We start from the raw sequence: 24,631 nt of genomic DNA, 5'->3' as shown, positions 1-24,631 counted from the left end.
ATATCAATGTAATAAATATGCCGCTTAACTCCTCAAAAAGGAGCGATTAACCAGCATTTGATCAGGCTGAAATTCAGCTCACGGGGTCCGCAGGACTGCCCGCAATGGCATCATTTAAAGCATTTTGCAAAGTAGCTTCTGCATTTTGCAAAATGCGTATGGCCTCGGCATCCGCGTCCGCTATCGCCTGCACCGCTTCGGCACCGGTGCAAGCGACGCATAAATGCCTCCTCAATGTTATAGCGCATATTGGTGCCCAGGATCACCAGGCTCGGATAATCTTCGAGCCTTTGCAGCAGATAAGCGATTTCCTGATTGGCATATTTATCGTGCGAGTCCGAAATGGTTGTTCTTTTCCCAAACAATGCATCGGCCTCGTCAAAAAACAGGATCCAGCTCTTATTTTCAGCTCTTTTAAAGACTTTTTCCAGGTTTTTTTCCGTCTCGCCAATGTATTTGGAAATCACCATGGAAAGATCAACCCGGTAAACGTCGTCTTATTGGAACGGTATTTGTTATGTTGCTGGGATATTACGTAAATGAAACAACAAACGAATGAAAACGCTGAAAATATTAGTTATAATGATGGCGCTAATTTCACCATCCATCGCATTTTCCCAATCAAGGGACAGTAAAACGGGCAAATCGGAACGGACTTTTCAAAAAAAGTCTTCACGCCTAAAATCGACCACAGACACTTCCGACGTTTCAGCCATTATCAAGGATTCGTCCAATGCTGAAAGTGGCCCAATCCTTAACGATAACGGCAATGTGAGCACAACCGGAACAATTGATGGAAGAAGCAGCACAGGCCGCCCCGACGCCGACACAACCGGATCCTACACAGTAAAGCGCAACAAGAAAACCATCAAAACAGGCGGCGCAATAATGCCCGATACGACGAAAAGGAGAAGCAGGCCGTAACAAGGTGGCTAGTTTCGTTGGCAAGTCCATAATGATGAAAGTTAACCCTGAGGTGTGATCGGGGTTAACTTTTTTGGCTTACAGGCATTTGGTTTAAAGTTTTTCAGGTTTAGTTTGCAAAGCCGTCCCATCTTTAAGTTTTTTCAACTGAATATTATTGACCAAAGATTTCATTTGGGAGATCGCTACCAAATTTAGCTGCACCAAGCGCTTATGCTGCGGCAGTCCCTGATGAATTAAAAGCGCATTTACACTTTCCAGATTGGAAAGCACAACCAGCTGTTCCAGCGTTGCCGAATCACGTACATTGCCAACCTCGCGTGGATTTAACTCTTTCCACTGTTTCGCCGTAACACCAAAAAGCGCCATGTTAAGCAAGTCCGCCTCGTTTGCGTACACAAAACCGATCTGCTTTCCACTAAGTGTTTTGGGGATAAGATTTTCTTTTATTGCGTCCGCGTGAATCTGGTAATTCACTTTCGCCAAGGTCCGCTGAACATTCCATTCCAGTTTAAGATCAGAATGTTCTTCTTCTTTCAGGCGTTGGAATTCTTTGATTAGATAGAGCTTGAAGGAAGCTGAAATCCAGGATGCAAACTCAAAGGCAATGTCCTTGTGCGCAAAGGTTCCACCATAACGACCTGCTGTCGATACTATTCCATTAGCATTGGTTTTCTCAATCCATTGTTTTGAGGACAACACAAATCCGTTGCTCCCAGCTTCGTTTTTAATATTACTGAATTCAGTAACATTAAAATTCGGATTGAACATTTGTTCCCATAGCCCCATAAACTCTATGGTAAACTTTGTGCTAAGCCAATGGGAGATGACTAAGCCGGTTGCTTCGGGATTTTTGTGCTTGGCAATGTCAGTCAGGGATATAAATTCTTCTTTTTGTTTTGTAAAAATGCTTATTACCTGACCACTAACTTGGATTGTACTTTTCATCGTCGTGCTGTTTGATACAACACTTAGACGCAGCCGCTGCAATTAGGTCACAATTCTTAACCAACCAACCCCACATATTCATTTAAAATCCGCTCTAAAACCTCTTTCTTCGCCTCGACATCGGCCATATCAGCGAAATACATCATTCGGCGGTCTTTGTAATCGCCTTCCAGGAGGTCGGAAGCGATTTGCACGATGGCGATGTGGTGGAAGATCAGGTGCACTTTTGTTTGCAGTCTGTGATTGAATGTCAGCAGATCAGCGGATGTGTAATAGCTGGGTGCGTTCCATTTGATACGTTCCTTGATTGCAGGATTGGCGCCTTTGATAATTTTTCGGACTGCTTCAATTTCGGCTTTGAGCGGATGTTGCAGTTGCTCCATGTATTCGGCAACCTGCTCTTCATCGCTTGGTTTCTTAGGTTTGTTTTTCGGTTCCTGGTCTTTTTTAGTTGGCATAATGCATTGTTAAGTTTAGTAAGTCATTGCAATTACGCCAATTATGAACTTTGTCCGATAAAGTCGTCCCTAAAACTTTATTCCGATTTCAAGGATTTTGCCGAGTTCATTAATGCAGCTTTAATTGCCTGAGAACTTACCGTCAGGAACGCGATCACCACCGCGAGCAATCCGGCCAGGACAAACATCCACCATTCGATCTCGATTTTATAAGCGAAATCATCCAGCCAGTGTTTGACACCAAACCACGCGACCGGCGATCCAATGACGATGGCAATAAGCACCAGTTTCAGGAAGTCAACCGATAGTAATGCGACAATGCTGGAAATAGTTGCGCCCAACACTTTCCGAACACCAATCTCCTTTGTCCGCTGTGAAATCATGTAAGACGATAGTCCAAAGATGCCCAAAGAAGCAATGAGCACGGCCAGTAGGGAGAAAAAACTGGTGATCTGGCCGAATGTCTTGTCATCCTTATACTGCCGGTTAAATTGCTCATCCATGAAGAAATAGGAGAAGTCATTGCCGGGATAAAATTGCTTGTATTTGGCCTCAACCAAACCAATGGTCTTTTCCAGATCGGCAGAGGCGATTTTGAATGAGAAATAACCGCCGTTGGTATAGTAGGGCCTGAAAAGTACGGGTTCGATCGCATGCTTCAATGACTGTTGATGAAAGTCCTTCACCACGCCTACAACCTCCCATTCCCTGTTGAAAAGTAGAATCTTTTTTCCAACCGCCGATTCAGCATCCGGGAAGCCGAGTAACTTGGCCGCCGATACATTAATCATCGCATTGGTCACCTTGCGGCCATCCGGATCCGAATCCGTTGGAAGAAAATTGCGCCCTGCGGCGAGGTCTATCTGATAAGTTTGAAAAAAATCCAGATCCACATCCATCCGGCTTAGCGTAACGCCTTTGCCTTGATCTGCCCCAACCCTTTTCACATTGAATGCCCGTGACAAGCGGTTCCCGAAAAGGTTGATAGAAGCAGTGGCAGACTGGATTTCCGGATATCTTTTCAGCTCCGATTTGAAAGCATTAATGCGGTCAATCGCCGTTGAGTCAAAACGGGTAAGATCGGCACCGGGAATAACCAGCACTTTTTCCATATTAAAACCCAGATGCTGCTTGCGCATGAATTCGAGCTGACGGAACACGATCAATGTGCCCACGATTAGCACAACCGACGTCGTATACTGGAACACAACCAGCGACTGCCGAACCCAAACACCTTTTGCCGACCTTTTAAAACTGCCTTTTAAAACGCTGATCGCTTTGAAAGCCGACAATGCAAACGCAGGATAAAATCCGGAAAGCAATGTTCCGGCAACGAAAACAAGACCAAGTGCAATCGCCATAGCCGCTCCACCATATCCGCTTCCAGTGAGCAATGCCAGCGATAATGGGCGATCAACAATGCTGTTCAGGAATGGCTGCAAAATCACAGCGAGACAAATCGCCATGGCCATAGCCAACATATTCAGTAACACAGATTCCGAGAGAAACTGCCAGATGAGTTGTTTGGAAGTCGCGCCTGCAACCTTTCTTACGCCTACTTCCTTCGCCCGTTCCATGGACCTCGCCGTTGACAAATTAATGTAATTCACCCAGGCAATAATGAGAATGAATGCAGCAATGATCAGCATCGTCCATACCGCTTTTCCATTGTTTACATTACCAATTTCATATTCATAATCGGAGAACAGATGCGTTTGCGACAAGGATTGCAAATAGAATTTCTCTACGCTTCCCGACACCTTATCACCCTGAAAATAGCGCTCACTGAATGCAGGGAATTTCTGTTCAAGATCAGCTGCATTCACTCCATTTTTTAACTTCAAATAATGCCACATATCCGAACCGTCCCAGCTTGTTTTAACCCAATCACCCCAGGTTGTTACATGTGTTTCGTACGACATTAATGCACCATATTGCAAATGAGAAGCCGCAGGAAAATCTTTCACGATGCCCGTAATCTGATAGGGCTGCGTGTCAAGATCGATCAGGATTGACTTGCCAATCAGGCTTGCGTAATTGCTTTGATTTGCCCCGAAAATTCTTTTTGCATTACTCTCGGAAAGCACAATCGAGTATGGCCTTGATAATGCACTTTTTGCCTCGCCTGCTAACAGGGGAAATGTAAAAAAGGACAAAAAATGATTGTCTGCATAAAGCCCCTGCTCTTCAAAAATTTTCTTATCGCGCTGCAATTTGAATGTTCCCGGATTCGACATGGTGGTGTAGGCTTCCACTTCCTGAAAATCTTTGGCCATTGCCGGTCCGATCGTCGGATAAGTAATCGTGCCGTGTTGTATGAGTTTTCCTTGCTGAAAACGGTCGTTCGTTATTCTGTATATGCGTTCTGCATCTTTGTGAAACTGATCGAAGCTCAGCTCATAACTGACATATTGCAGGATCATCAGACAAGCAGTGATCCCGACAACGAGGCCGGTCAGGTTAACGATGGAAAAAACCTTGTTTTTCCACATATTCCGCAAGGCGATCTTGAAGTAATTTTGAAACATACATGGGTTGGATGAGATATACACAGGACAAATGCCTTGCCAGCAATCAAATAATGCCCTACGACATCCCAAAGACAATATTTAGATGGATGACTTGTTCGCATCCGAACGTTTTTGTTCAGCTGCGGACGATTTAAATGCGGTCCCCAGCGGCTCTTTTTGAATTTTGCGTTTTTAACCACGAACTTGCACCTATGGTCTTCGATTTTCGTTTGCAGGTTTTCAATACAGTTGCCCGGCGGCTCAACTTCACAAAAGCCGCGGCGGAGCTTTACATTACCCAGCCAGCGGTCACAAAACACATTCACGAGCTCGAAAACCAGCTCAACACCAAGCTTTTTGAACGAAATGGTTCGCGCGTGAAACTAACGCAGGCAGGTGAAATCCTCCTCCATCACAGCGAGCAGATTTTTGAGATTTACCGCAACATTGAGTTTGAAATCAATAATTTATCACAGCGCCAGGGCGGAAAATTGCGTTTAGGCGCCAGTACGACGGCCGCGCAATATATTCTCCCTCCTATACTGGCCGCATTTCACCGAAAATTTCACAACATTCAGGTTACGCTGACCATCAAAAACACCGAAGAGATCGAGCAGGCGCTGCAAAATAAGGAGATTGACTTAGGGGTGATTGAAGGGTTTTCCAAAAACGCTGCAATTAAATACATTGAGTTTTTAAAAGATGAGATTGTCCTCGTGGCGAGTAGCAAAAATCCAACTGCTTCAACAGGGACGGTTTCTGCGGAGAAGCTGAAAGAAATCCCGTTGCTTATGCGTGAACCCGGCTCGGGAACATTGGAAGTGATCGCCCACGCCTTGAAGACGATCGGTGTGAGCATTGCCGACCTCAATATTGAAATGCAGCTCGGCAGCAGCGAAAGCATGAAATTATATATGCTGCATTCCGACTCGATGGCACTGCTTTCCATCCATGCGGTCTTGAAAGAATTGCAAAGCAAAGAATGCCGCATTGTGGATGTGGAAGGGCTGAACATCGAGCGTTTTTTCTACTTTACCATCCTGCACGGCCAGCACGAGGCACTGCCTGAATTGTTTATAAAATTCTCCGGCTATGTTGCCAAGTAGCCGCCTTCAAATGAATTGATGAATTTTGAGTAGTTATACCAATCGTCCTATTTTTATTAAGTTGAGTTCTTTGTCCATTTTTTCCATGCTGACACCTGATGGCGCGTTTTTCTGAAATAAAATTATGTTAAAAATTACTTTTAGTCTTGTGACTGCTGTTCTGATCCTTTATTGGAATAATGCAGTTAACGACCGTTCTGAACCTATTAAAAGTGCCACCGGCCTCGTAAAAGCAGATTCGCTGCCTAACGCCGCCAGCTGGCCTGCCGAATTGAATGTTACCCATTTCGCCGGATCGGACCTTACGCCCAGTCCTGCCTGCCTTGCAGTGGCTGCCAGCGGGGAGGTCTTTGTGGGCGTCGATATGATCGGTTCGCTGGGTAAAACGCCTGGGAAAGGCCGCATTGTGCGATTGGTTGACTCCGATCATGATGGCAAAGTGGATAAGAACACCACATTCGCTGAGGTGGATAACCCGCGCGGAATCATTGCGATGGGTGACCGCGTTTTCGTTTTACACACCACTTTTTCAAAAGAAACCCAAAAGGCATCGGGCATGGACCTGGTGGTTTTTGAGGACAAAAACTGGGACGGTGTGGCCGACGGCGGTCCTTCGCCATTGATTCAAAATATCAGCTCCCCCAAATTCCTGCAAAGCCGCGGAACAGACCATTCAACGAACGGAATAAGAATGGGCATCGATGGCTGGATTTACATTGCAGTCGGTGACTTCGGTTTCCATGACGCAGTCGACAGATCAGGCAAGAAACTCACCCAACTTGGGGGCGGAATTGTACGGGTAAGACCAGACGGCACTGAAATGGAAGTTTACACGCACGGAATGCGGAACATTTACGATGTGGCCATTGATCCTTACATGAATGTTTTCACAAGAGATAACACGAATGACGGGGGCGGCTGGAACATTCGTTTCAGTAGCCAGATTCAGTCTGGCGAATATGGATATCCTGTTCTTTTCAAGCATTTTACCGAAGAAATTATTCCGGCCCTGGTTGATGTAGGCGGCGGCTCGGGAACGGGTTCGCTGTTTATGGACGACCCTAACTGGCCCGCAAAATATAATCAGGTCCCGATGATGGCCGACTGGGGCAGAAACCAGCTTTACATTCACCGTGTGACACCGGACGGCCCGACATTCACGCAAAAGGAAGAGGAATTTATCAAACTGGCCCAAATCACAGACATTGATATCGACGCATCGGGAAGCGTTTACTTATCGGCCTGGGATGGAGCGGGTTACTCTGGAAATCCGGGAAAAGGTTTTGTTGTGCGTGCTGTGCCCAAGACCTGGCAGTACAAGCCGTTTGTTGATTTGAAAAAATCAGCTGTGAAAGACCTGACTGCGTTATTGACCAATGCAAGCGCCGTTCAGCGTTTGGCAGCGCAACAGGAATTGCTCACGCGTAAAACTAAGGATGTAACCAAAGCTTCGTGGAAAATCGCTGAGGACAAACAACTTCCCCTGTATGCACGTGTGGCGGGCATTTACACATATGCGCAAGCCGCAGGCGCTTCGGGCAATGATAATCTTGTAAAACTGACCGAAGATCAGGATGTTAAGGAATTTGCACTGCGTGCACTGGCTGATCGCATGAAAATCAATTCAAATGTTCCTGTTGAGCCGTTTCTGAAAGGTTTACAAGACGGAACACCGCGCGTTCAGCTTGCCGCAACGGTTGGTTTGGGACGAATGGGCCGCCCGGAAGTGGCTGAGGCGCTTTTGAAAGTGAAAGTTCCAGCCTCATTTGTTTCTCCGGCCAAAGGAACGGAAGGGCCTCACGCGACGCCAAATTCACCGATTATCCTTCCGCACGTTGCCGTAAGAGCACTCGTTGCACTCAATGCTGTGGATGCTTGCGTGAAAGCCATCGGCACTGAAAATTCCACGCTTGCACTTTGGGCACTGCGTTATATGCACGATCCAAAAGCAGTTTCAGGCTTAATCGCGGCATACGGAATTGCAAAAGACGATGCTTCTAAAAACCAGATCCTAACCACGCTTTCCAGGCTTTACAAAAAAGAAGCACCTTACGATGGCTCATGGTGGTGGAGCACACGACCGGACACGCACGGTCCTTATTATAAAGCGATTACGTGGGAATCGTCGGATGCGATCAAGGATTTTCTGATGCAACAATGGAACAAAGCGGATGAGAACGGGAAGCAGCTTTATGCAGATCTGAACGGACGCTTACGCATGGGCATTACCGAGTTCGGCGGTGAAGAAGCCGTTGCGGCGAAGGAAGAAGTAAAAATTGATTTGAATAAAATCCGTAATAAAAAGGGACAGGTTGGCGAATCTTCGATTGAAGATGTAATGCTGGCGATTGCTAAAATTGAAGGCAACCCTGCATTAGGAAAACAGCTTTTCACCAAACAGGGCTGCATTGCCTGCCACAGCCTAAGCAAAGGTGAAGTGATGAAAGGGCCATTCATGGGCCAAATCGGCTCGATTATGAACCGCGAACAGATCGCCGAGTCGATTTTGAAGCCTAATGCATCTATTTCACAAGGATTTGCCTCGGTGCTGATCACGGCGAAGGGCGATAAAAGTTACATAGGATTTGTTTCAGAGGAATCTGCCGAGAAACTGGTTCTCCGCGACATAGCCGGACAAGTAACGACTATAAAGGCTTCCGACATTATTTCCCGCAAAGAAATGGAATCATCTATGATGCCCCCGGGACTTGCGAATGAGCTTTCGTACGAGGAATTTGCCTCGCTGATCACATTTTTGTCTCAGCAAAGAAAATAAGGTTTTTTAAACCGATTGAGTTTGAATAGCCCGTTTGCAATTTGAGAAAGTAGGTTAAGTATAAACAAAGTGACTAACTCTGTTTCAAACTTTTTTTCTCAACGTTTACCAATGGTTTCGGTCCTCGCTCTGGTCAAACAGGCGGGGATTTTTTTTGACAAAGTATTTATCTACATTGCTATAAATATTTTGCTTATGAAAAATAATATTTGGCTCATTATCATCGCCTTACTGCTATTCACCGGCACACAAGTAATAGCTCAGGCAGAGGAGGAAAAGCTGGACTTACCGGGCGATAATTTGAACCTGTATGCCGTTATGAAGCTGTTCCAGGAGTCGGAAACGTTGGAAGGTTTTGAACGAAAACTCAATGATGAAGAAACACAAATTAACAATCTCGATCTTGACGGCGACAACAGAATCGACTACATCCGGGTTTTTGACAATGTAGACCGGAACTTGCACACCATTTCGCTCAAAGTCGCACTAGGCCAGAACGAGGAGCAGGATGTTGCCGTATTTTTTGTAGAAAAGAAGGATGACGGACAGGTTTTGATCCAGCTCGTGGGCGACGAAGATCTATACGGAAAGGACTACATTATAGAGCCCAATTCACCTTCTGGGGATGATAATCGGGTCGAAACACCAAATCCCGGCTATTCGGCAGATCGCGACAGACCGGCTGTCCAGCAGAATAACACCACTTACGTCATTGCCTCCTGGCCGGTTGTCCGGTATATCTATGTTCCCAATTACGTCATTTGGCGATCGCCCTGGCGCTGGCAATATTATCCCTCTTACTGGCGACCGTGGAGGCCTCATTACTGGCACTATTATTACGGTTATCACTATCATTATCACAATTATTACAACGGACATTTCCGTCGGTGGAACTCCTATCGCAACCCGGTTTGGCAAACATATTATTATGGCGGTGGTTACAGATCACGGTCGGTAACGGTCACCAGGAGATCCAGCAGAGGCGATTACAGAAATACATATTCCAGGCCGTCATCCGCCAGACAAGGTTCCGCAGTTTTTGTCAAAAGAAATCCAACAGCTCCCTCTGCAAATGACAGGCTGCCCTCTTTCGACAGGACAGGCCGGCCGGTTGTAAGCAGGCCGGGAACAAGTCGGCCATCCACAGGAAGGCCCGGAACGAATCCCGGTGTAACACAACCCGTGACAAGGCCTGGCGCTGGAAACGGCTCTTCGCGACCGGGAGCAGAAAGGCCTGGAACCGGACGACCAGGAACGGGCAGGCCGATAACAACGCCCATCGAAAGACCGGCAACGACACGTCCGGTTACGCCAAATCCAGGTCGCGAGCGGCCGGCAACAACGCGGCCAGGCAATCCGACTCCGAATCCACAGCGCCCTGCAACACGTCCCGTAAACCCAAGCCCTGCCCGCGAAAAGCCAGCGCAGACCCGCCCTGCAACACGTCCGGCTCTGGAAAGGCCGGCTAACAGACAGTCCACCCCGTCTTCTTCCCGCACACCCGGAAGCAGCCGCCAAACCGAACCAAAATCAAATCCTTGATATGAAAAAAGTTTTAGCCCTGCTCTTTTTGCTATGTCTCGCGTCTTGTAGCGATGACAAAGATCAGCCAACGCCGTCGCCAGACCCGGCTGTTTTGGCAAAACAACAGGCCCCTTTTGGAACGTCCGCTGTGGATGTCAAACTGACAAAGCTGCTGTATAACGGGAAATTATTCGCGGAATACTTCTATGAAGGTGATTTGCTTCGCGAGCAAAAGAAATATTTGTTGTTCAACGTTCCGGGACATTATCAAACCGGAAGTTTCAAAAGAAATGGCGCGACGCTGGAATCCTACGATGTAGAAGCTGCGCAGTGGATCGCCGAATCACAGTATGTTTCTGATGTTTTCAAACCATCCTATTCGATCCGGTTCGATGCGCCCGTTTTTGACACGTTGCGAACAGTTACCGAAGAGAATCTGGTGTTTCTGAGCAATTATACACGTACGTATCTTTTTGACAAACAAGGGTTTGTAAAGCGAGAAGTTTTTTTGGAAAGAAGTTATGGATCCAATGATATCACCACAAACTATATAAGAAATGAGCAGCATAATGTTGTCACGAGCACAGCCACATATGCATCACAGCCCTCTGTTGCCAATCGGATTGAATATGAATATGACAGTCATCCTAACCCATTTTTCAAACTTGGAATTGACCGGAACGGACAATTGGCCGCACATTCACTGAGCCCGAATAACATTGTGAAAGAGACCGTTATAGACGCGGCCGGCCCAGTCTATTTCATTGAATATAAATACGAATATGGCGCAAACGGTTATCCAAGCAGAGTAAAAGTCGAATCCAATAGTCAGGGTTTTATCCCCTACACTATGGAGTTTTCCTATTAATGCTGGATAAGTTAAACGCCAAACTGAGTCAGGTGATGGTTCAAATGTTTGTGAAACATCGTATTCCACTACCCGCTGCTTTAGTATCCAGAATTTAAAATATATCCACCGCATGGGCATACACGCAAACACTCACCTCTTATTTATACTTTTCTTGCTTCTAACTTTTTCCGATTCCTTTTCTCAAAAACCTGTTGTTATCAAAGCTTCTTCCAAAATCGCTGATACCAAGATCGGGAAGGAGTTGCGAAAGGCATCCTGGAACATTGACCCGTCCATCCGCCCTGATGTGTTTGACGTCAGAGTTCCGGAAGAGGGCCTGCCCGTCACTTTTTTTACCGATCAGGATTCTATCCGCTTTGATGTGAAACCAGGCAGCTATCATGAATTTGTTATATTGATGAATGCGAAAGACAGTGCGCTTACTGCTGTTAAAGGAATTCTGGACGTCCCCCGTGCCCGTTTTTCCGAAAATTACAAATCGTCTCATAGCGGCAAAACATTTGTAGAAATTCCCGCCATGTATGAGTTGATTAATGTGGCATTTGCTATCACTGAAACAGGCAAAAAGGATAACGGTTTGATCATGAACTCAACGCCTTACTATGCCGACGTGATGAAATGGTTTGAACAATACAGCACCGAGCCTGTCATTACTGCGCTGAACAAGGAGATTACGGATTTAAACAATTCGCATGGTTACAAAATGGATGCCTATGCATTTAATTTTGAAAACGGAACGATTAAGCCCAGTGCCATTTACACGCGTATAGGGAATTCAGACGAGAATCATTTAAAACCTTTCATTCCCGGGTTGCAGGAATTGGCCACGAAAAGCAAATTTGCTGATTTCTATAAGGCCCATGAACAATATTACAATGCGCTGATCACCAGTTACCGCGACTCAATCGGCGTTCCGGAAATGCAAAAATGGCTGGTAAAAAACTTCCCTTCCACAAAATATGATTCTTTCAAAATCATATTTTCTCCGCTGGTAAGCAGTAATCAATCAGCCACCCGGTTTGATTACGATGGTTTCAAAGAAGCACAAGCGCATGTAAACTTTCCATTCCCCCGCAATGGCAGCACGGTATCCGTGTCAAAAGAAGGCTCGCTCGTGCGCGATGGCACAATTGTCTTTACCGAACTCAACCACGCATTCATCAACCCCGAATCCGAAAAGCCCGAATACGCAGCCAGAATCGACAAAGCACTCAGCAACCTCAGCATCTGGAACAACCCCGAAAAAGCAGCTAAATACTACAACGACGCCTATTCTTCCTTCAACGAATACATGAACTGGGCGCTCGTCTCCCTCCGATACGTCGACTACGCCCCGGAAAAAGACCAGCCGGCACTCATCGCCGCAACCGAAAACCAGATGGTAAACTCCCGCGGCTTCCTAAAATTCGCCGAGTTCAATCAGTTTCTGGTGAATCTGTATAAGAATAGAAAAAAGGGTCAGGTGCTGGCAGATTTGTATCCGGAGATTGTGGGGTGGTTTGAGGGGAATGGGCGGTAGGGTTGTGTTTGAATAAATTGTAAATTCGTTTATATTTGAGTCAAACACCTACACTATGAAGAATATAAACATTGCTGTATCCGAAGGAGAGATTTCGAAATATGGCTTAAAGTCAACGAATTACGAATTCTCAACGCTTGTTGACATTGTAAGCAGAGAATTGTCAAAACAAAAATTGACTGAGAGTATTGAGCTTGCGGAAAAATACGGTTTGTCTAAAATGACCATGAACGAAATTACCAAAGAGGTCAGGGCAAATCGGAAACATGCAAAAACTCGTAGTTGACACCAATGTGCTGGTTTCTGCACTTATCCAGCGCAGCTATCCATACCTGATACTGCAAGGAGTCCTTTCAAATCCGAATCTTCAAATTTGCCTGTCGGAACCATTGCTTAGAGAATACATGGAGGTTTTGAACAGAAAAAAGTTTGCCAGGTTCCCTGATTTCATTGTAAAGGCGCAATTCGTGCTCACTGAAATTGAGCGTGTAGCCACTATGTACAATCCAAAAACAAAATTGGATATACTATCTGATAAGGACGACAATAAACTATTGGAACTAGCAGCCGAAAGCAAAGCAGACTTTTTAATAACCGGCAATCACACCGATTTCACGATCGAAATTTACGAGAATACACAGATTGTAAATCCAAAGATTTACTGGACTGACTATATATCACTTGCCAAGTAATTACAATATAGCTTAACCTTTATTGAGAAAAGCGCAGATTTCCAGATTGGAAAATAGTGCTGGAAACGTCACATTAGATGCACTAATGCGCGTTTTCGCAGCTTTGAAAGCAAAGGTGAAGCTTCAAATTGAGTTGTCGGATCTCATCTTTCAGTGGGACAATATCTGTGTTAAGCAAGCACTTTCTCAAAACAAACGCTATTCGCAACACCTATATACTGTCCGTAATTTTCGGTAACCTGGTAACCGTTCTTTTTATAAAGCGCGATGGCTTCTGCCTGGCGTTTGCCGGTTTCCAGCACGCAGCGTTTGAAACCGAGTTCGGCGGCCCAATGTTCCAGTTCCTTTAATAATGTGGATGCAATTCCCTTATTTCGGCCAGCCTCTGCAACAAACATCCGTTTCACTTCCATTGCATCATCTCCAAAAGCCTTAATCGCGCCGCAGCCGATTGCAATGTCATTTTCGTAAGCCAAAACGACATGCTTGATCATATCAATTTTGTTGTATTGATTGTAAAAAGCATGCTCATCGCCATCTGTTACAGCTAAATATGCATCCAGTGATTTCACAAGTGCACTGAAATCAGGATGTTCGGAAGTTGTTCTTAAAAGTTGAATCATTGGGTTCAATGCTGGTTTGATCTATCAGACAAAGATAAGTCGTTGGTGCACTTAAAGGCAAAGGTGCTGTTTACATTCGGCAATTTTATGTACATTCGAATGAACAAAGAATTTAAAATCATGCGATTCGGACAAGTGAGTATCGACCCGGAAATAATGAGTGGAGCGGCAGTCTTTGCTGGAACGCGCGTTCCAATTAAAAACCTTTTTGATTACATTGAAGGTGGAGAACCACTTTCAGAATTCCTTGATGACTTCCCATCTGTTACAAAAGAAGCTGCATTGACTGTTTTGGAAATGGCAAAAAAAACTTTGACGACTGAAAAAGTGTTGCATGAAAATTTTGCTTGACGAAAGTTTGCCACGTAAGCTGCGTCAAGATTTCGGGATGTAGCATGAGGTCTGGACCGTTCGAGACAAAGGTTGGTTGGGAAAGAAAAACGGCGAATTGCTTAGCTTGATGATTAAAGATGAATTTGAAATCTTTGTAACAGTCGACAGAAACCTGACTTATCAGCAAAATATTGAGCGTCTTGGCGTTACAATATTTGTGCTTTGCGCATTTAATAACAGAAGGGACACATTGAAATTACTTATTCCCAAAATTTTCGAGCGCATCCAGCAAGGCAATTTGCAGAACCTTATCGAAATACATTAACATTTACCTTCACCCTAGTTACCGCAACTCATCCAGCTCCACAATTTTCGCAGTTTTTGTTAGCAAGTGTATAATCAGCCAGGCAATTAAATAAGTGCAGCCGCAGATGGTGAAGATGATGTTATAGCCCCCTTCCAGATTTCCGGCAGCTTTGTAACTGTCGAGCAGACTGCCGATCAGGATTGGAAATAAAATCCCTCCGACAGCTCCTGCCATGCCGCCGATCCCTACAACTGAACTTACTGCTTGCTTTGGAAAAAGGTCGGATGGTAAGGTGAAAACGTTCGTTGCCCAGGCCTGGTGTAAGGCTACGGCGAAACTGATAAGGCCCACGGCGATCCAGACGTCGCCGGCGAATTGGATCAGGATTACCGATAATTCCAGTATGGCGAAAGCCAGGAGCACGGCTTTTCTGGCTTTCAATGTGGGCCAGCCTTTTTTGATGAGCCATGAAGATAAATAGCCGCCGCCGATGCTGCCGATTGTGGTTGCGGTGTATATCAACATTAGTTCCAGACTTGGTTTTTTGAGGTCCAGGTTAAACGTGGAGGCGAAATAGGACGGCAACCAAAACAGAAAAAACCAGTAAATGGGGTCAATAAGGCCTTTTCCGGTGATGTATGCCCAGGTTTGCGGAAATGTGAAGAGCTTGATCCATTGCACAGGCTGTTTCTCAGCGCCGTGTTCGTCCGGGTCCTGACCGCTCACAATGTAATGCAGTTCTTCTGCGCTGAGGCGCTTTTGCTGCGCGGGAATGTCATAATAAATCAGCCAGAAAACCAGCCACACAAAACCCAATGCACCCGTAATCCAAAACACTTCCTGCCAGCCATAATGACTTAATATCCAGGGAACTAGCAACAATGCCACAACTACGCCTACGCTCGTTCCGGCATTGAAAAGACCTGTTGCCAATGCACGCTCTTTCTTTGGAAACCATTCCGCAACCGTCTTCACCGCTGCCGGATAGTTCCCTGCCTCGCCCAAACCAAGTCCTACACGTGCGACACCAAAACCAAATGCGCTTCTGGCCACCGCGTGCAGCATGCCCGCAATGCTCCAAAAAACAATGGTAATCGAATAACCCTTTTTTGTCCCAATTTTGTCAATCAGCCAGCCGAACAGCAACAAACCCAGTGCATATGCAGCGGTAAAAGCCATCACAATGCGTGCAAAGTCAGTTTCTGTCCACACAAATTCCTTTTCAAGAATAGGTTTAAGCAGACCAATGATCTGTCGGTCGAGATAATTGATGGTAGTGGCCGTGAAAAGCAGTACGACGATGAGCCAGCGGTAATTCTTGGTTTTGTTCACCATTACAAAGCGAGTTTGCTTTTGAATTGAAGAAAATGTGCTTTCAGGCCGTCCCAATTTTGTTCCTGAATCAGTTTTTTGTCAAATAACTGCCCTCCTACTCCAAGACCATTGGCCCCGGCTTTCAGGAAAGCGGCCATGTTTTCTAAGCCAACGCCGCCAGTTGGGAGCAGTTTGAGCTGGTTCATGGGGGCTTTAAGGTCTTTGATATATTCCGGGCCGAGCGAGGTTGCAGGATATATTTTCACCATCGTTGCGCCTAGCGTCCAGGCATTGTAAATTTCAGTTGGTGTGAACGCGCCGGGAAAAATGGGCACCTTCTTCTTGACGCAGGATTTGATCACTTTTTTATTAATGATGGGTGTTACAATGAACTGAGCGCCAGCTTCCAGTGCAATTTCCAGATCATCTTTTGTGCACACGGTCCCAGCACCGATATTCAACCCCTCGCCTTCTGTTTCCAGGGCCAGGCGGATCATTTCGGCAGCCCCAGGCGTGTTCATCGTGATTTCAATGGTTGTCAGTCCTGCTTCCTTATAAACGGGCAGGATTTTTTGCACATCGTCAGGTGAAATATTGCGGATAATGCCCACCAGAGGCGCTTTATTAAACAGTTCCCAGGAAAATGTACGCTCACTCATAAGTTTATTTTGTTCAATAGTAAATTCTGAAATTCGAATATTTTAATCTGTCCGGCTGAGGCAGCATTATCAACCATTTCGGGCGGCACAGTAAAGGTCCTTTCACTCAGTTGCAGTGTTTCTATAGCTTTGTGATAAAGTGCATGGAGATTTTGGCCACAGCAAAGTACAAGCTGCCACTTTGTTTCACGCTTCAATTGCCGTAGTTCGGAGCCGATCAATATGCCGCTCAAATACATTGCATTTTGTTTTTTATCTAATAAATCAAAAAGTTGCCTCGTCCTTACTGTAAATAATGCATTTAAAATCTCGGAATGTTCGGATTCCGCAATTCCATCGTCAAATGCCGCCCATTCCAAAGCATTGAACTGCTTATCGGAATTGACTGTAACTGAGTCTTTCAGTATGCTGTAACTGGACATAACATTGAAGACTTCACCCGTCATGTAAGTTTTGAAATCAACCAGGACGCCTTTTTTGATGTACAAATGTTTGGAATGCGTTCCCGGAAGAATGAAAATCGTGTCGATATCAGCCGAAAGATGAATCATTTCCGCCAACCCGATCAGCTGCGTTTCCTCTCCCCGCATCACATCCCGGCTGCCGCGAACGCCGGAAAAAAGCATAATGTCGTTGGGCAATGTCTCATCCGCTTCATGATGTTTTATCAAAACATCACTACCATCCAATGCAAAAGGAAGTTGCGCGTAAGGAATTTCCTGCATGCCGATGGAGGAAGAGGCCATGCCCGACAATAAGATTTTGATGTTATCTAAGCTAAAACCAACCTTGGCTGATAAAATGTCTATTTGATTTTTTAACTGCTTTTTGAAGAAAGTTATACGTTCTGGTTCACTTGCTTCATGTTGTTTCCAAAGGTTGTAGGTGTGGCCGATGCCCTTTTGCGAACTCACTTCGTTGATCAATTCTTGATCCGCTCTATTAACTAGCCGTAACCGGAAAGACGTTGTGCCCCAGTCGCAGCATAGGAGATATCGTTTCATTGTGTTAGGTTTTGACTGGTTGGTAGTTCGTTGTTATTTAAGTGTGTATTCCCTTGTCAGCCTGAGCGGACCGGGCCGCCGGGCGGTCGAAGGCACGTCCCAGATGCGGCTAACATCCCCATGCAGTGTGCTTGGATTAACATTGTGCATGTGCCTTCGACTCCGATCAGGCTGACAGAAAAGGCAAAGAACAACTCAGGCCGCTCCGGCTGACAAAAAAGGCAAGCAGCCACCCGGCCTTTCAAGCTGACAAACGAGACCACAGCTCACCCTCCCCCCTCACGGCAGCGCAAACGCCACATACGTCCCACCCGCTTTCAACCCGTAACGCGCCCCGCCCGCTGCGATGGCAATGTACTGCTTCCCATTCACCATATAAGTGATCGGTGTGGCAAAACCTCCGGCTGGTAATTTGTACTCCCACACAACCTTTCCGGTTTTCGTATCAAATGCTCTGAGTTTCTCATCGTAAGTCGCTGCGATAAAAAGTAAGCCGCCAGCCGTGACGATGGGACCGCCGTGATTTTCTGTTCCTGTCGGCGGGATTCCCTGTTTGGTCAGTTCCGGATATTCTCCCAATGTTACCTTCCATAGATATTCGCCTGTGTTGAGGTCGATGGCATTTAATGTCCCCCACGGTGGTTTGATGGCCGGATAATTGTCCTGGTCGCGGAACTGGACGTTGCCGTTGTTTATATATGGCGGTGCATGCGGGAAATCTGCGATGTTTTTTTGAATGTCCGAAACGGCGTGAATGTCGTTGGCTGCGGGTTTTGTTTCCATATTTAAAAGGAAATTGACCAGCTCTTCGCGATCGGCTTTGGCGATGTGCTGGAAAGATGGCATTCTGCCGCGGCCGGTTTCCAGTATCGCACCGATTTGCGCGCGGTTCATTCTTTTTCCAATGTCTTTTAAGGATGGATACGCTTGCGTTCCTGCGGTTGCCGGTGCGCTTTTGCCGTCGGTTGCGTGGCAGGCGGCGCAGTTTGTATTGAATAAAACATTGCCCTTTGTTAGTGCTTTCCCATCTGTTTTCTCCTTGGCATCGCGCATTTTAAGCCACCATAGCATATTGTTGGCATTGACATACATGATCCCATTCGGATCGGCGGCGGCTCCGCCCCATTCTGCCCCGCCACCTATGCCATAAAGCAGGCTTCCGTCCAATGTTGGTGGCTGGTTTTTCTTGCCCTTTATGCTGTTTGTGAAACGGTCGAGCACGTAAGCGTGTGCTTCGGGTGTGCGGTTCGTGATGTCGGCTTCTGTTAATGTCTGGTTTGCGAATGGTGCTGGCTTGACCGGAACAGGTTGTGTCGGCCAGGGTTGCTCACCCGGTAATGCGTTGGTTGTTGGTGCAGGGATTTCTTTTACATCAAATAAAGGTTTGCCCGTGTCACGGTCGAACAGGAAGATCAGGCCGTCCTTGGTTGCCTGGGCGACAGCTTCGACGGTTTTACCATTGCTTTTAACAGTGATGAGGTTGGGTGGACAGGGAATGTCGCGGTCCCAGAGGTCGTGGTGGACGGTTTGGAAATGCCATCTGCGCTTACCCGTTGCCGCATCCAGTGCGATGACGCAGTTCGCAAAAAGATTGGTCCCTTTTCTTGCCCCACCATAAAAATCCACGGAAGGCGACCCTGTTCCCAGAAACACCGTCCCGCGTTTTTCGTCGATGACCATCCCTGCCCAGCAATTGGCGCCGCCAAGCTTTTTGTAAGAATCCTTTGACCAGGTTTCATAACCGTATTCACCCGGCAGCGGAATGGTCCTGAAAACCCAGGCAAGCTTTCCTGTGCGCACATCAAATGCGCGAATGTGGCCTGGTAATGCATCGCCCCCCTCGGAAACGGATGATCCGGTGATGAGTAAGTTTTTATAGATAACACCGGGCGTCGTAGAGCGAATGTTGAAATTATTAACATCATAACCGTAAGTCTCTTTATCGCCCAGCCCTTCGTGAAAATCCACTTCGCCATTTTTACCAAAATCCTTTACCAACTGCCCATTATCCGCATTAATGGCATATAATGTTGAGCCAGCTGTGTATAAAATACGTTTGTCGTTGCCGTCCTGCCAGTAAACCACGCCGCGCACCGGATGAAATCTGGGCCGCACATTCGGGTCGGCGTAAGGGTCGAATTTCCAGAGTTCTTTGCCGGTTGCTGCCTCAATGGCGAACACTTTTAAACGCGGCGTTGTGCCGTACATGATGCCATTGATAACAATGGGCTGGCATTGAATATCCCCGCCGCGCTGCTGCTGATCCTTGTTTTCACCCGTGTCATACGACCAGGCAAGTTGCAGGTTTTTGACATTCTCTTTATTAATCTGAGTGAGCGCAGAATAGCGGCTTCCGCCACTATTACCACCATAAGCCGGCCAATCTTCAACGGGGTCCGAAGACTTTCCAGGCTTTGTAAACCTGGAAAGCTTCATTCCGCAAAAAAGACCGATTACCAAAAGAACACTCAGATATTTTATAGCGTTTCGGGTCATTTTTTTCAATCATTGGGCGCTGCTAAGCGCTTTGTTTAATTCAAATTCGGGTTAATGGATGTGTCCGTGTATGGCAGCGGCAGCCAGTAATTGGCTTTTGTGATTGGCTTGATCGGCTGCAAATCGTCCGGACTCTTTTTGGCATTGGCTTCTTCCACTTTTTCCAACCTGACCAGGTCAAACCAACGGGTCCTTTCACAAGCAAATTCCCAGGCGCGTTCCTGCACCACTTCATCCGCAAATTGTGCAGCGGTAAGGCTTCCCATTGTCAAAGGCTTCGTTCCCGCGGCGCGTCCACGCAAGCGAACCTGATTCAATGCATCATAAGCTGCTTGGTCCGGCCCGCCGGCTGCGCGCGCTTTTGCCTCCGCATAAATCGTCAGCACGTGCGGGTAACGCATCATCACGGACGGAAGCGAGATGCTGGAAGTCACGATGTTGCCTTTGATATACCATTTTTGATAATAAGGATGCTTGGTAAGGCTGTTTTGCCAGGGGATTTTGGTTGTACCCAATCCAAATTCAGTTCGGAATGTGGCGTCTTTTCTGGGCCCGGCCGGGAAATCGCGGAAAAAGTTGAGCTCGGCAAACATATCGTCCCAACCGCCTTCCTCACCCGGCATCGTCGTGTTTCCATAAGTCGCATTGGCAGTTCCGCTTCCGGCTGCGAATCCGCTGATCTGGAAAACAGCTTCTCTTGTTCCGGCTGAGGCAGGATCATTTTCAAAAACGGCGGCAAATGTGGGCAGCAGTTCGAAACCATAAAGTGCGCGGTTATCAATCACTTCCTTCGCTTTTGCGGCAGCAAGGGCATACTTGTCTGTCTGTTTCAAAGGCCAGCCCCCCATGGTCAGAAAAACGTCAGCCAGGAATGCTTTGGCGGCGCCCTTGTTAGCCCGTCCCGGATCGCGTTTTGTATTCGGCAAATTGTTTTCTGCCACGGTCAAATCGGCAATGATCAGGTCATACACCTGCTGCGGCGTCGATTTGCCGACCGTCAGCAGTTCATCTGAATACTCACCGGCTGTGATGAGCGGAATGTTGCCATAAAACCGAACCAGCCAATAGTAGGAAAATGCACGGATAAAATGTGCTTCGCCCACGATAATGTCGATCGTAGCCTTTGTTCCAACCGTTTTTTCCCAATTATTAATCACATTATTAGCGCCCTGAATGGCCTTATAGCAACCATTATAAACCGCATTGGAACGCTGATTGGTCGTAGAAGGATTGAACTGGTCAAACTCGCGCCAGTCTGCTTTGTTACTGGCCGGGTGTGTGGTTACATCGTCGCCGCCTAGCATGGCAGCTTGTGCCCCGGGGTGAATGAATCCGTAAGACCATTGCGATCCAAGCCCCTTGTAAGCGCCCGTCAGTGCAGATTCGAGCCCGTCCTGCGTAGAAAGCACATTTTCCCCGTAAAGCAAACCGGTTGTGTCCTCTTCCAGATAATTTTCACAGCCAGCCCCTGTCAAAAGCATTGCTGCCAATATGAGTATGTTATATTTTTTCATTTTTTTTGTCTGAATTAAAATCCAAGATTAAGCCCGATGGTGTACACTTTTGCATTCGGATAAGAACCGCGGTCGATGCCCATGGCAGTGTCCGTGTTGGAACCCACATTGCTGGATTCCGGGTCCGGACCCGTGTATTTTGTGAAGGTCAACACATTGGTTGCACTGGCAAAAACGCGCACCGTGGCTTTGTCTTTGAAAATGGAAGTCGGCACGTTATAGGAAAGGCTTACGTTTTTCAACCTTACATAACTTCCGTTCTCTACAAAGCGGCTGGATTGTGTGAATGGCTGATATGTTTTGGTAAAGGCAGGAATGTCGGAATTCTCATTTCCAGGACGATAGTAATCCCTGATCTCTGTCAAAAGGAACTGCCGAGCTTCCCCTGAACCGGACATGGCGCCTGCTCTGGTGTAATTCAGTTTATCCAACCCAAAAGCACCCTGGAAGAAAATATTCAATGTTAATCCGCTATAAGTGAATGTGTTATTCCAACCTCCCGTCAGTTTTGGAAATGCGCGACCAACTATTTGGAAGTCATCCGTTGTAATCGCATTATCCCCATTTACGTCTTCATAGCGCGGATCGCCCGGCACCCGGCCTTGTTTTGCAGCCGCATCGGCATCAGCTTGTTTGAATGTTCCCAGGTAATTCAGTCCCCAGTAAGAGCCAAGCGGTTCGCCGGGTTTCAGCATAAATTCGTTGGTAATCGACATCCCGCCGCCAGCGCCGGTGCCCGTTCCCAAACGAGGCAAGCCACCCAGACTTACCACCTGGTTTTTCAGTGTTGAGAAATTCAGATTGGTTTCCCAGCCAAATTTCCCGCTCTCGATCGGTGTGCCGCCAATCGCAAACTCAAAACCTTTGTTTTCGACCTCACCCACATTTCTCACTTGTGTCCCGCCGCCAGCGTAGTTGGGTAAAGCCACATTCAGCAGCAGATCGGTTGTGTTTTTATGGAAATAATCTGCCTCTACATGCAAGCGGCCATTGAGAAACTCCATTTCAATGCCGACATCGGTTTGCTTGGTGGTTTCCCATTTCAAGTTTTTATTTCCCTGATTTCCTTGGATCACCCCAGCCGTCACCGCCGTGTTGTTAAAAGCCACCTGTGTGGTGCTGTATGGCGATAATGTGGCATAAGGATTAATTGCCTGGCTGCCCGTCATCCCCCAGCTTCCGCGTAATTTCAGGTTGCTGAACACATTCAGGTTTTTGATAAATTCTTCCTCAGAAAGTCTCCATCCAATTGCTACTGAAGGGAAAACGCTATTGCGGTTATCCTTGCTGAATTTTGAAGAGCCATCTCTTCTGATGGCTGCGGTCACCAGATATTTGTCTCTGAAAGCATAATTCACACGTCCCAAAAATGACAGCAATGTCCATTTGGAATAACCCGAAACAACTGTTGCCGCTGAATTCCCACCAATGTTGTCATAGCCGAGCTGCGGGAAACGTAAGCCCGTGGCCGTTGCTGTGAAATTCCTGTCGGTAAATTGCTGCGTTTCCAAAACGGCCACTGCATTGATGGAATGGTTACCGATTGTCGTATTGTAATTCAGCGCATTGGTGTTTTGCAAGGTAACCTGCTCGGAGGAGTAGCGTGATGCACTCGGGTTATTGTTAGAAAGTCTTTTGCCTGTAAAATTCTTGTTCTGCGCGTTCAAATAATTGATCGCATATTGTAAATCCAGGCTCAGTCCCTTGATCGGTAACTGCCAGTTCAGTCCGCCAATGGCATTAATGTTCATGCGGTCAATGTCATTGGATTTGTCATAAAGCTGATCCAGCGGACTTCTTGACACAGAACCGATCGGGTCGGCAAATGTGGGCTGGCCGTCTTCACCATAAGCAGGGGTCGTAGGCGCCCATTGCAACGCTTCTATCAATGGACCGCCGCCATCTGTGTTGTGGTTGGCAGATTTGGCACCTGACAAATTCAGTCGCAATGCCAGCTTTTTATTGATCTGCGTATTCAGATTCGTCCGTAAAACATAGCGTTTGAAACCCGTGTTTTCAACAATTCCGGATTGTTTCACATAATTTCCGGAGATAAGGAAAGAGGTTTTTTCATTTCCACCCGAAACTGTAACCTGCTGCTGGGTTCCGCTGCCTTTTCTGTAAATCAGATCCTGCCAGTCGGTGCCTCCATTTTGTTTGAAATCTGCAATTTGTGCTTCCGTGAATGGTGTGTTAGAGCCCGTTGCCCTGGCTCTTGCATTCACAATCTCAGCAAATTCGCCTGCCGGCAAAATGTCAAATGTCTTGATCACATTCGACACGCTTCCCTGGCCTTCGTAATTGACTTTCAGGCCTTTTGTTCCTTTTTTAGTCGTGATAATGACAACACCGTTTGCACCCCGGCTTCCGTAAACAGAGGTCGAAGCAGCATCTTTCAGGATTTGAAGTGATTCAATATCAGCAGGATTGAGCAGACTGTAGTTGGCCCCTACAAAACCATCGATCACATATAATGGATCATTATTTCCCAAAACAGAATTAGCTCCCCGCACCCGTACCCTCGAATCACCGCCCGGCGCTCCGTTGGACTGCGTTACCTGCACACCCGCCGCGCGTCCTTGCAAAACCTGGTCAAGGCGCGTAATGGGTTGCTGTGAAAATTCTCTTGTTGAAACCACAGATAAAGCCCCGGTAACATCCGTCTTTTTCTGCGTTCCGTAACCCACCACAACCAGTTCACCCAAACTCGTCGACTCCTGAACCAGCTGTAAATCGATGGCGCTGCGGTTGTTAATGGCGATGGTCTGGCTTTGATAACCGATAAAAGAGAAAACCAAACTTCCGTTTCCCGGCGCATTGATCACATAATTTCCGTCGCCGTCCGTCACTGTTCCCGTTGTGCTTCCGCTGAGCAAAATACTTACACCCGGCAAAGCAACATTGCTCTGGTCGGTGACTTTACCTGTAACCCTGCTATTCTGCGCAAAGACATAGCTTTGGCTCAGAATGAGGTGCAACAAAACCAAACTTACAAGTTTTTTCATAGTAAAAAGGCAAATAGATGTTTATAGATAAAATTTGAATAATACAAT

Annotated in this window: 20 protein-coding genes and 1 pseudogene; 10 read left to right on the top strand and 11 right to left on the bottom strand. The window is 46.7% G+C overall.

What is annotated here, in order from left to right; all coding sequences use genetic code 11:
• Positions 1-212: 212 nt before the first annotated feature.
• Positions 213-494, bottom strand: a pseudogene (locus NFI81_RS01280) (ATP-binding protein); the annotation flags it as partial.
• Between the two features lie 88 nt (positions 495-582).
• On the opposite strand from NFI81_RS01280, the gene NFI81_RS01275 reads away from it, so the two are divergent.
• Complete coding sequence (locus NFI81_RS01275; protein ID WP_235138220.1) at positions 583-924, top strand: hypothetical protein; 342 nt, start codon at positions 583-585, stop codon at positions 922-924.
• A 93-nt stretch (positions 925-1,017) separates the two neighbouring features.
• On the opposite strand, the gene NFI81_RS01270 is transcribed toward NFI81_RS01275, so the two are convergent.
• From NFI81_RS01270 to NFI81_RS01260, 3 genes are all read right to left on the bottom strand, one after another.
• Positions 1,018-1,872 (bottom strand): KilA-N domain-containing protein, encoded by an 855-nt coding sequence (locus NFI81_RS01270; RefSeq protein ID WP_234614683.1) that lies wholly within the window; start codon positions 1,870-1,872, stop codon positions 1,018-1,020.
• A 56-nt stretch (positions 1,873-1,928) separates the two neighbouring features.
• The gene (locus tag NFI81_RS01265; RefSeq protein ID WP_234614684.1) at positions 1,929-2,330 is read right to left on the bottom strand and encodes a DUF1801 domain-containing protein; all 402 of its coding nucleotides are present in this window, start codon (positions 2,328-2,330) and stop codon (positions 1,929-1,931) included.
• Positions 2,331-2,407: 77 nt separating this feature from the next.
• Positions 2,408-4,858: an ABC transporter permease gene (locus NFI81_RS01260; protein WP_234614685.1), complete on the bottom strand. Its 2,451-nt coding sequence runs from the start codon at positions 4,856-4,858 to the stop codon at positions 2,408-2,410.
• 194 nt (positions 4,859-5,052) lie between these two features.
• On the opposite strand from NFI81_RS01260, the gene NFI81_RS01255 reads away from it, so the two are divergent.
• The 7 genes from NFI81_RS01255 (at position 5,053) to NFI81_RS01225 (ending at position 13,328) form a co-directional block, all read left to right on the top strand.
• Complete coding sequence (locus NFI81_RS01255) at positions 5,053-5,946, top strand: LysR family transcriptional regulator (protein ID WP_234614686.1); 894 nt, start codon at positions 5,053-5,055, stop codon at positions 5,944-5,946.
• A 124-nt stretch (positions 5,947-6,070) separates the two neighbouring features.
• Positions 6,071-8,722, top strand: coding sequence for a DUF7133 domain-containing protein (locus NFI81_RS01250; RefSeq protein ID WP_234614687.1), 2,652 nt, complete (start codon positions 6,071-6,073; stop codon positions 8,720-8,722).
• Positions 8,723-8,917: 195 nt separating this feature from the next.
• On the top strand, positions 8,918-10,264 hold the full coding sequence (locus NFI81_RS01245) for a hypothetical protein (RefSeq protein WP_234614688.1): 1,347 nt from the start codon (positions 8,918-8,920) through the stop codon (positions 10,262-10,264).
• Position 10,265: 1 nt separating this feature from the next.
• A complete protein-coding gene (locus tag NFI81_RS01240; RefSeq protein ID WP_234614689.1) occupies positions 10,266-11,114 on the top strand; it encodes a hypothetical protein in 849 nt (282 codons plus the stop codon).
• Between the two features lie 154 nt (positions 11,115-11,268).
• Positions 11,269-12,636: a DUF4932 domain-containing protein gene (locus NFI81_RS01235; protein WP_234614690.1), complete on the top strand. Its 1,368-nt coding sequence runs from the start codon at positions 11,269-11,271 to the stop codon at positions 12,634-12,636.
• Positions 12,637-12,691: 55 nt separating this feature from the next.
• Positions 12,692-12,922 carry a hypothetical protein gene (locus NFI81_RS01230; protein ID WP_234614691.1) on the top strand — a complete coding sequence of 77 codons (231 nt, stop codon included), beginning with the start codon at positions 12,692-12,694 and terminating at the stop codon, positions 12,920-12,922.
• Positions 12,903-13,328 carry a putative toxin-antitoxin system toxin component, PIN family gene (locus tag NFI81_RS01225; RefSeq protein WP_234614692.1) on the top strand — a complete coding sequence of 142 codons (426 nt, stop codon included), beginning with the start codon at positions 12,903-12,905 and terminating at the stop codon, positions 13,326-13,328. Before NFI81_RS01230 ends, NFI81_RS01225 begins: the two co-directional genes overlap by 20 nt.
• Before the next feature lie 170 nt (positions 13,329-13,498).
• Here the strand turns inward: NFI81_RS01225 and NFI81_RS01220 are convergent, their stop codons facing one another.
• A complete protein-coding gene (locus tag NFI81_RS01220) occupies positions 13,499-13,951 on the bottom strand; it encodes a GNAT family N-acetyltransferase (protein ID WP_234614693.1) in 453 nt (150 codons plus the stop codon).
• Between the two features lie 99 nt (positions 13,952-14,050).
• On the opposite strand from NFI81_RS01220, the gene NFI81_RS01215 reads away from it, so the two are divergent.
• Positions 14,051-14,302, top strand: a complete 252-nt coding sequence (locus NFI81_RS01215; protein ID WP_234614694.1) for a DUF433 domain-containing protein — start codon at positions 14,051-14,053, stop codon at positions 14,300-14,302.
• 106 nt (positions 14,303-14,408) lie between these two features.
• Positions 14,409-14,609: a hypothetical protein gene (locus tag NFI81_RS01210; RefSeq protein ID WP_254410606.1), complete on the top strand. Its 201-nt coding sequence runs from the start codon at positions 14,409-14,411 to the stop codon at positions 14,607-14,609.
• 18 nt (positions 14,610-14,627) lie between these two features.
• Here NFI81_RS01210 and NFI81_RS01205 read toward each other — a convergent pair whose 3' ends face one another.
• The 6 genes from NFI81_RS01205 to NFI81_RS01180 all read right to left on the bottom strand — a co-directional run bounded on the left by NFI81_RS01205 (position 14,628) and on the right by NFI81_RS01180 (position 24,583).
• Positions 14,628-15,926, bottom strand: coding sequence for an MFS transporter (locus NFI81_RS01205; RefSeq protein WP_234614696.1), 1,299 nt, complete (start codon positions 15,924-15,926; stop codon positions 14,628-14,630).
• The gene (locus NFI81_RS01200) at positions 15,926-16,564 is read right to left on the bottom strand and encodes a bifunctional 4-hydroxy-2-oxoglutarate aldolase/2-dehydro-3-deoxy-phosphogluconate aldolase (RefSeq protein ID WP_234614697.1); all 639 of its coding nucleotides are present in this window, start codon (positions 16,562-16,564) and stop codon (positions 15,926-15,928) included. Before NFI81_RS01200 ends, NFI81_RS01205 begins: the two co-directional genes overlap by 1 nt.
• Positions 16,561-17,568, bottom strand: coding sequence for a 2-dehydro-3-deoxygalactonokinase (locus tag NFI81_RS01195; protein WP_234614698.1), 1,008 nt, complete (start codon positions 17,566-17,568; stop codon positions 16,561-16,563). The genes NFI81_RS01200 and NFI81_RS01195 overlap by 4 nt, the downstream gene beginning before the upstream one ends.
• Before the next feature lie 279 nt (positions 17,569-17,847).
• A complete protein-coding gene (locus NFI81_RS01190) occupies positions 17,848-20,064 on the bottom strand; it encodes an outer membrane protein assembly factor BamB family protein (protein ID WP_374759477.1) in 2,217 nt (738 codons plus the stop codon).
• 35 nt (positions 20,065-20,099) lie between these two features.
• Positions 20,100-21,578: a RagB/SusD family nutrient uptake outer membrane protein gene (locus NFI81_RS01185; RefSeq protein ID WP_234614699.1), complete on the bottom strand. Its 1,479-nt coding sequence runs from the start codon at positions 21,576-21,578 to the stop codon at positions 20,100-20,102.
• A 14-nt stretch (positions 21,579-21,592) separates the two neighbouring features.
• A complete protein-coding gene (locus tag NFI81_RS01180; protein ID WP_234614700.1) occupies positions 21,593-24,583 on the bottom strand; it encodes a SusC/RagA family TonB-linked outer membrane protein in 2,991 nt (996 codons plus the stop codon).
• Positions 24,584-24,631 lie beyond the last annotated feature (48 nt).

Origin of the sequence: Dyadobacter fanqingshengii (assembly GCF_023822005.2) — a bacterium.
Lineage (GTDB): Bacteria > Bacteroidota > Bacteroidia > Cytophagales > Spirosomataceae > Dyadobacter > Dyadobacter fanqingshengii.
The sequence above is the reverse complement of the archived record's forward strand: the minus strand, read 5'-3'. Positions and strand labels throughout refer to the sequence as shown.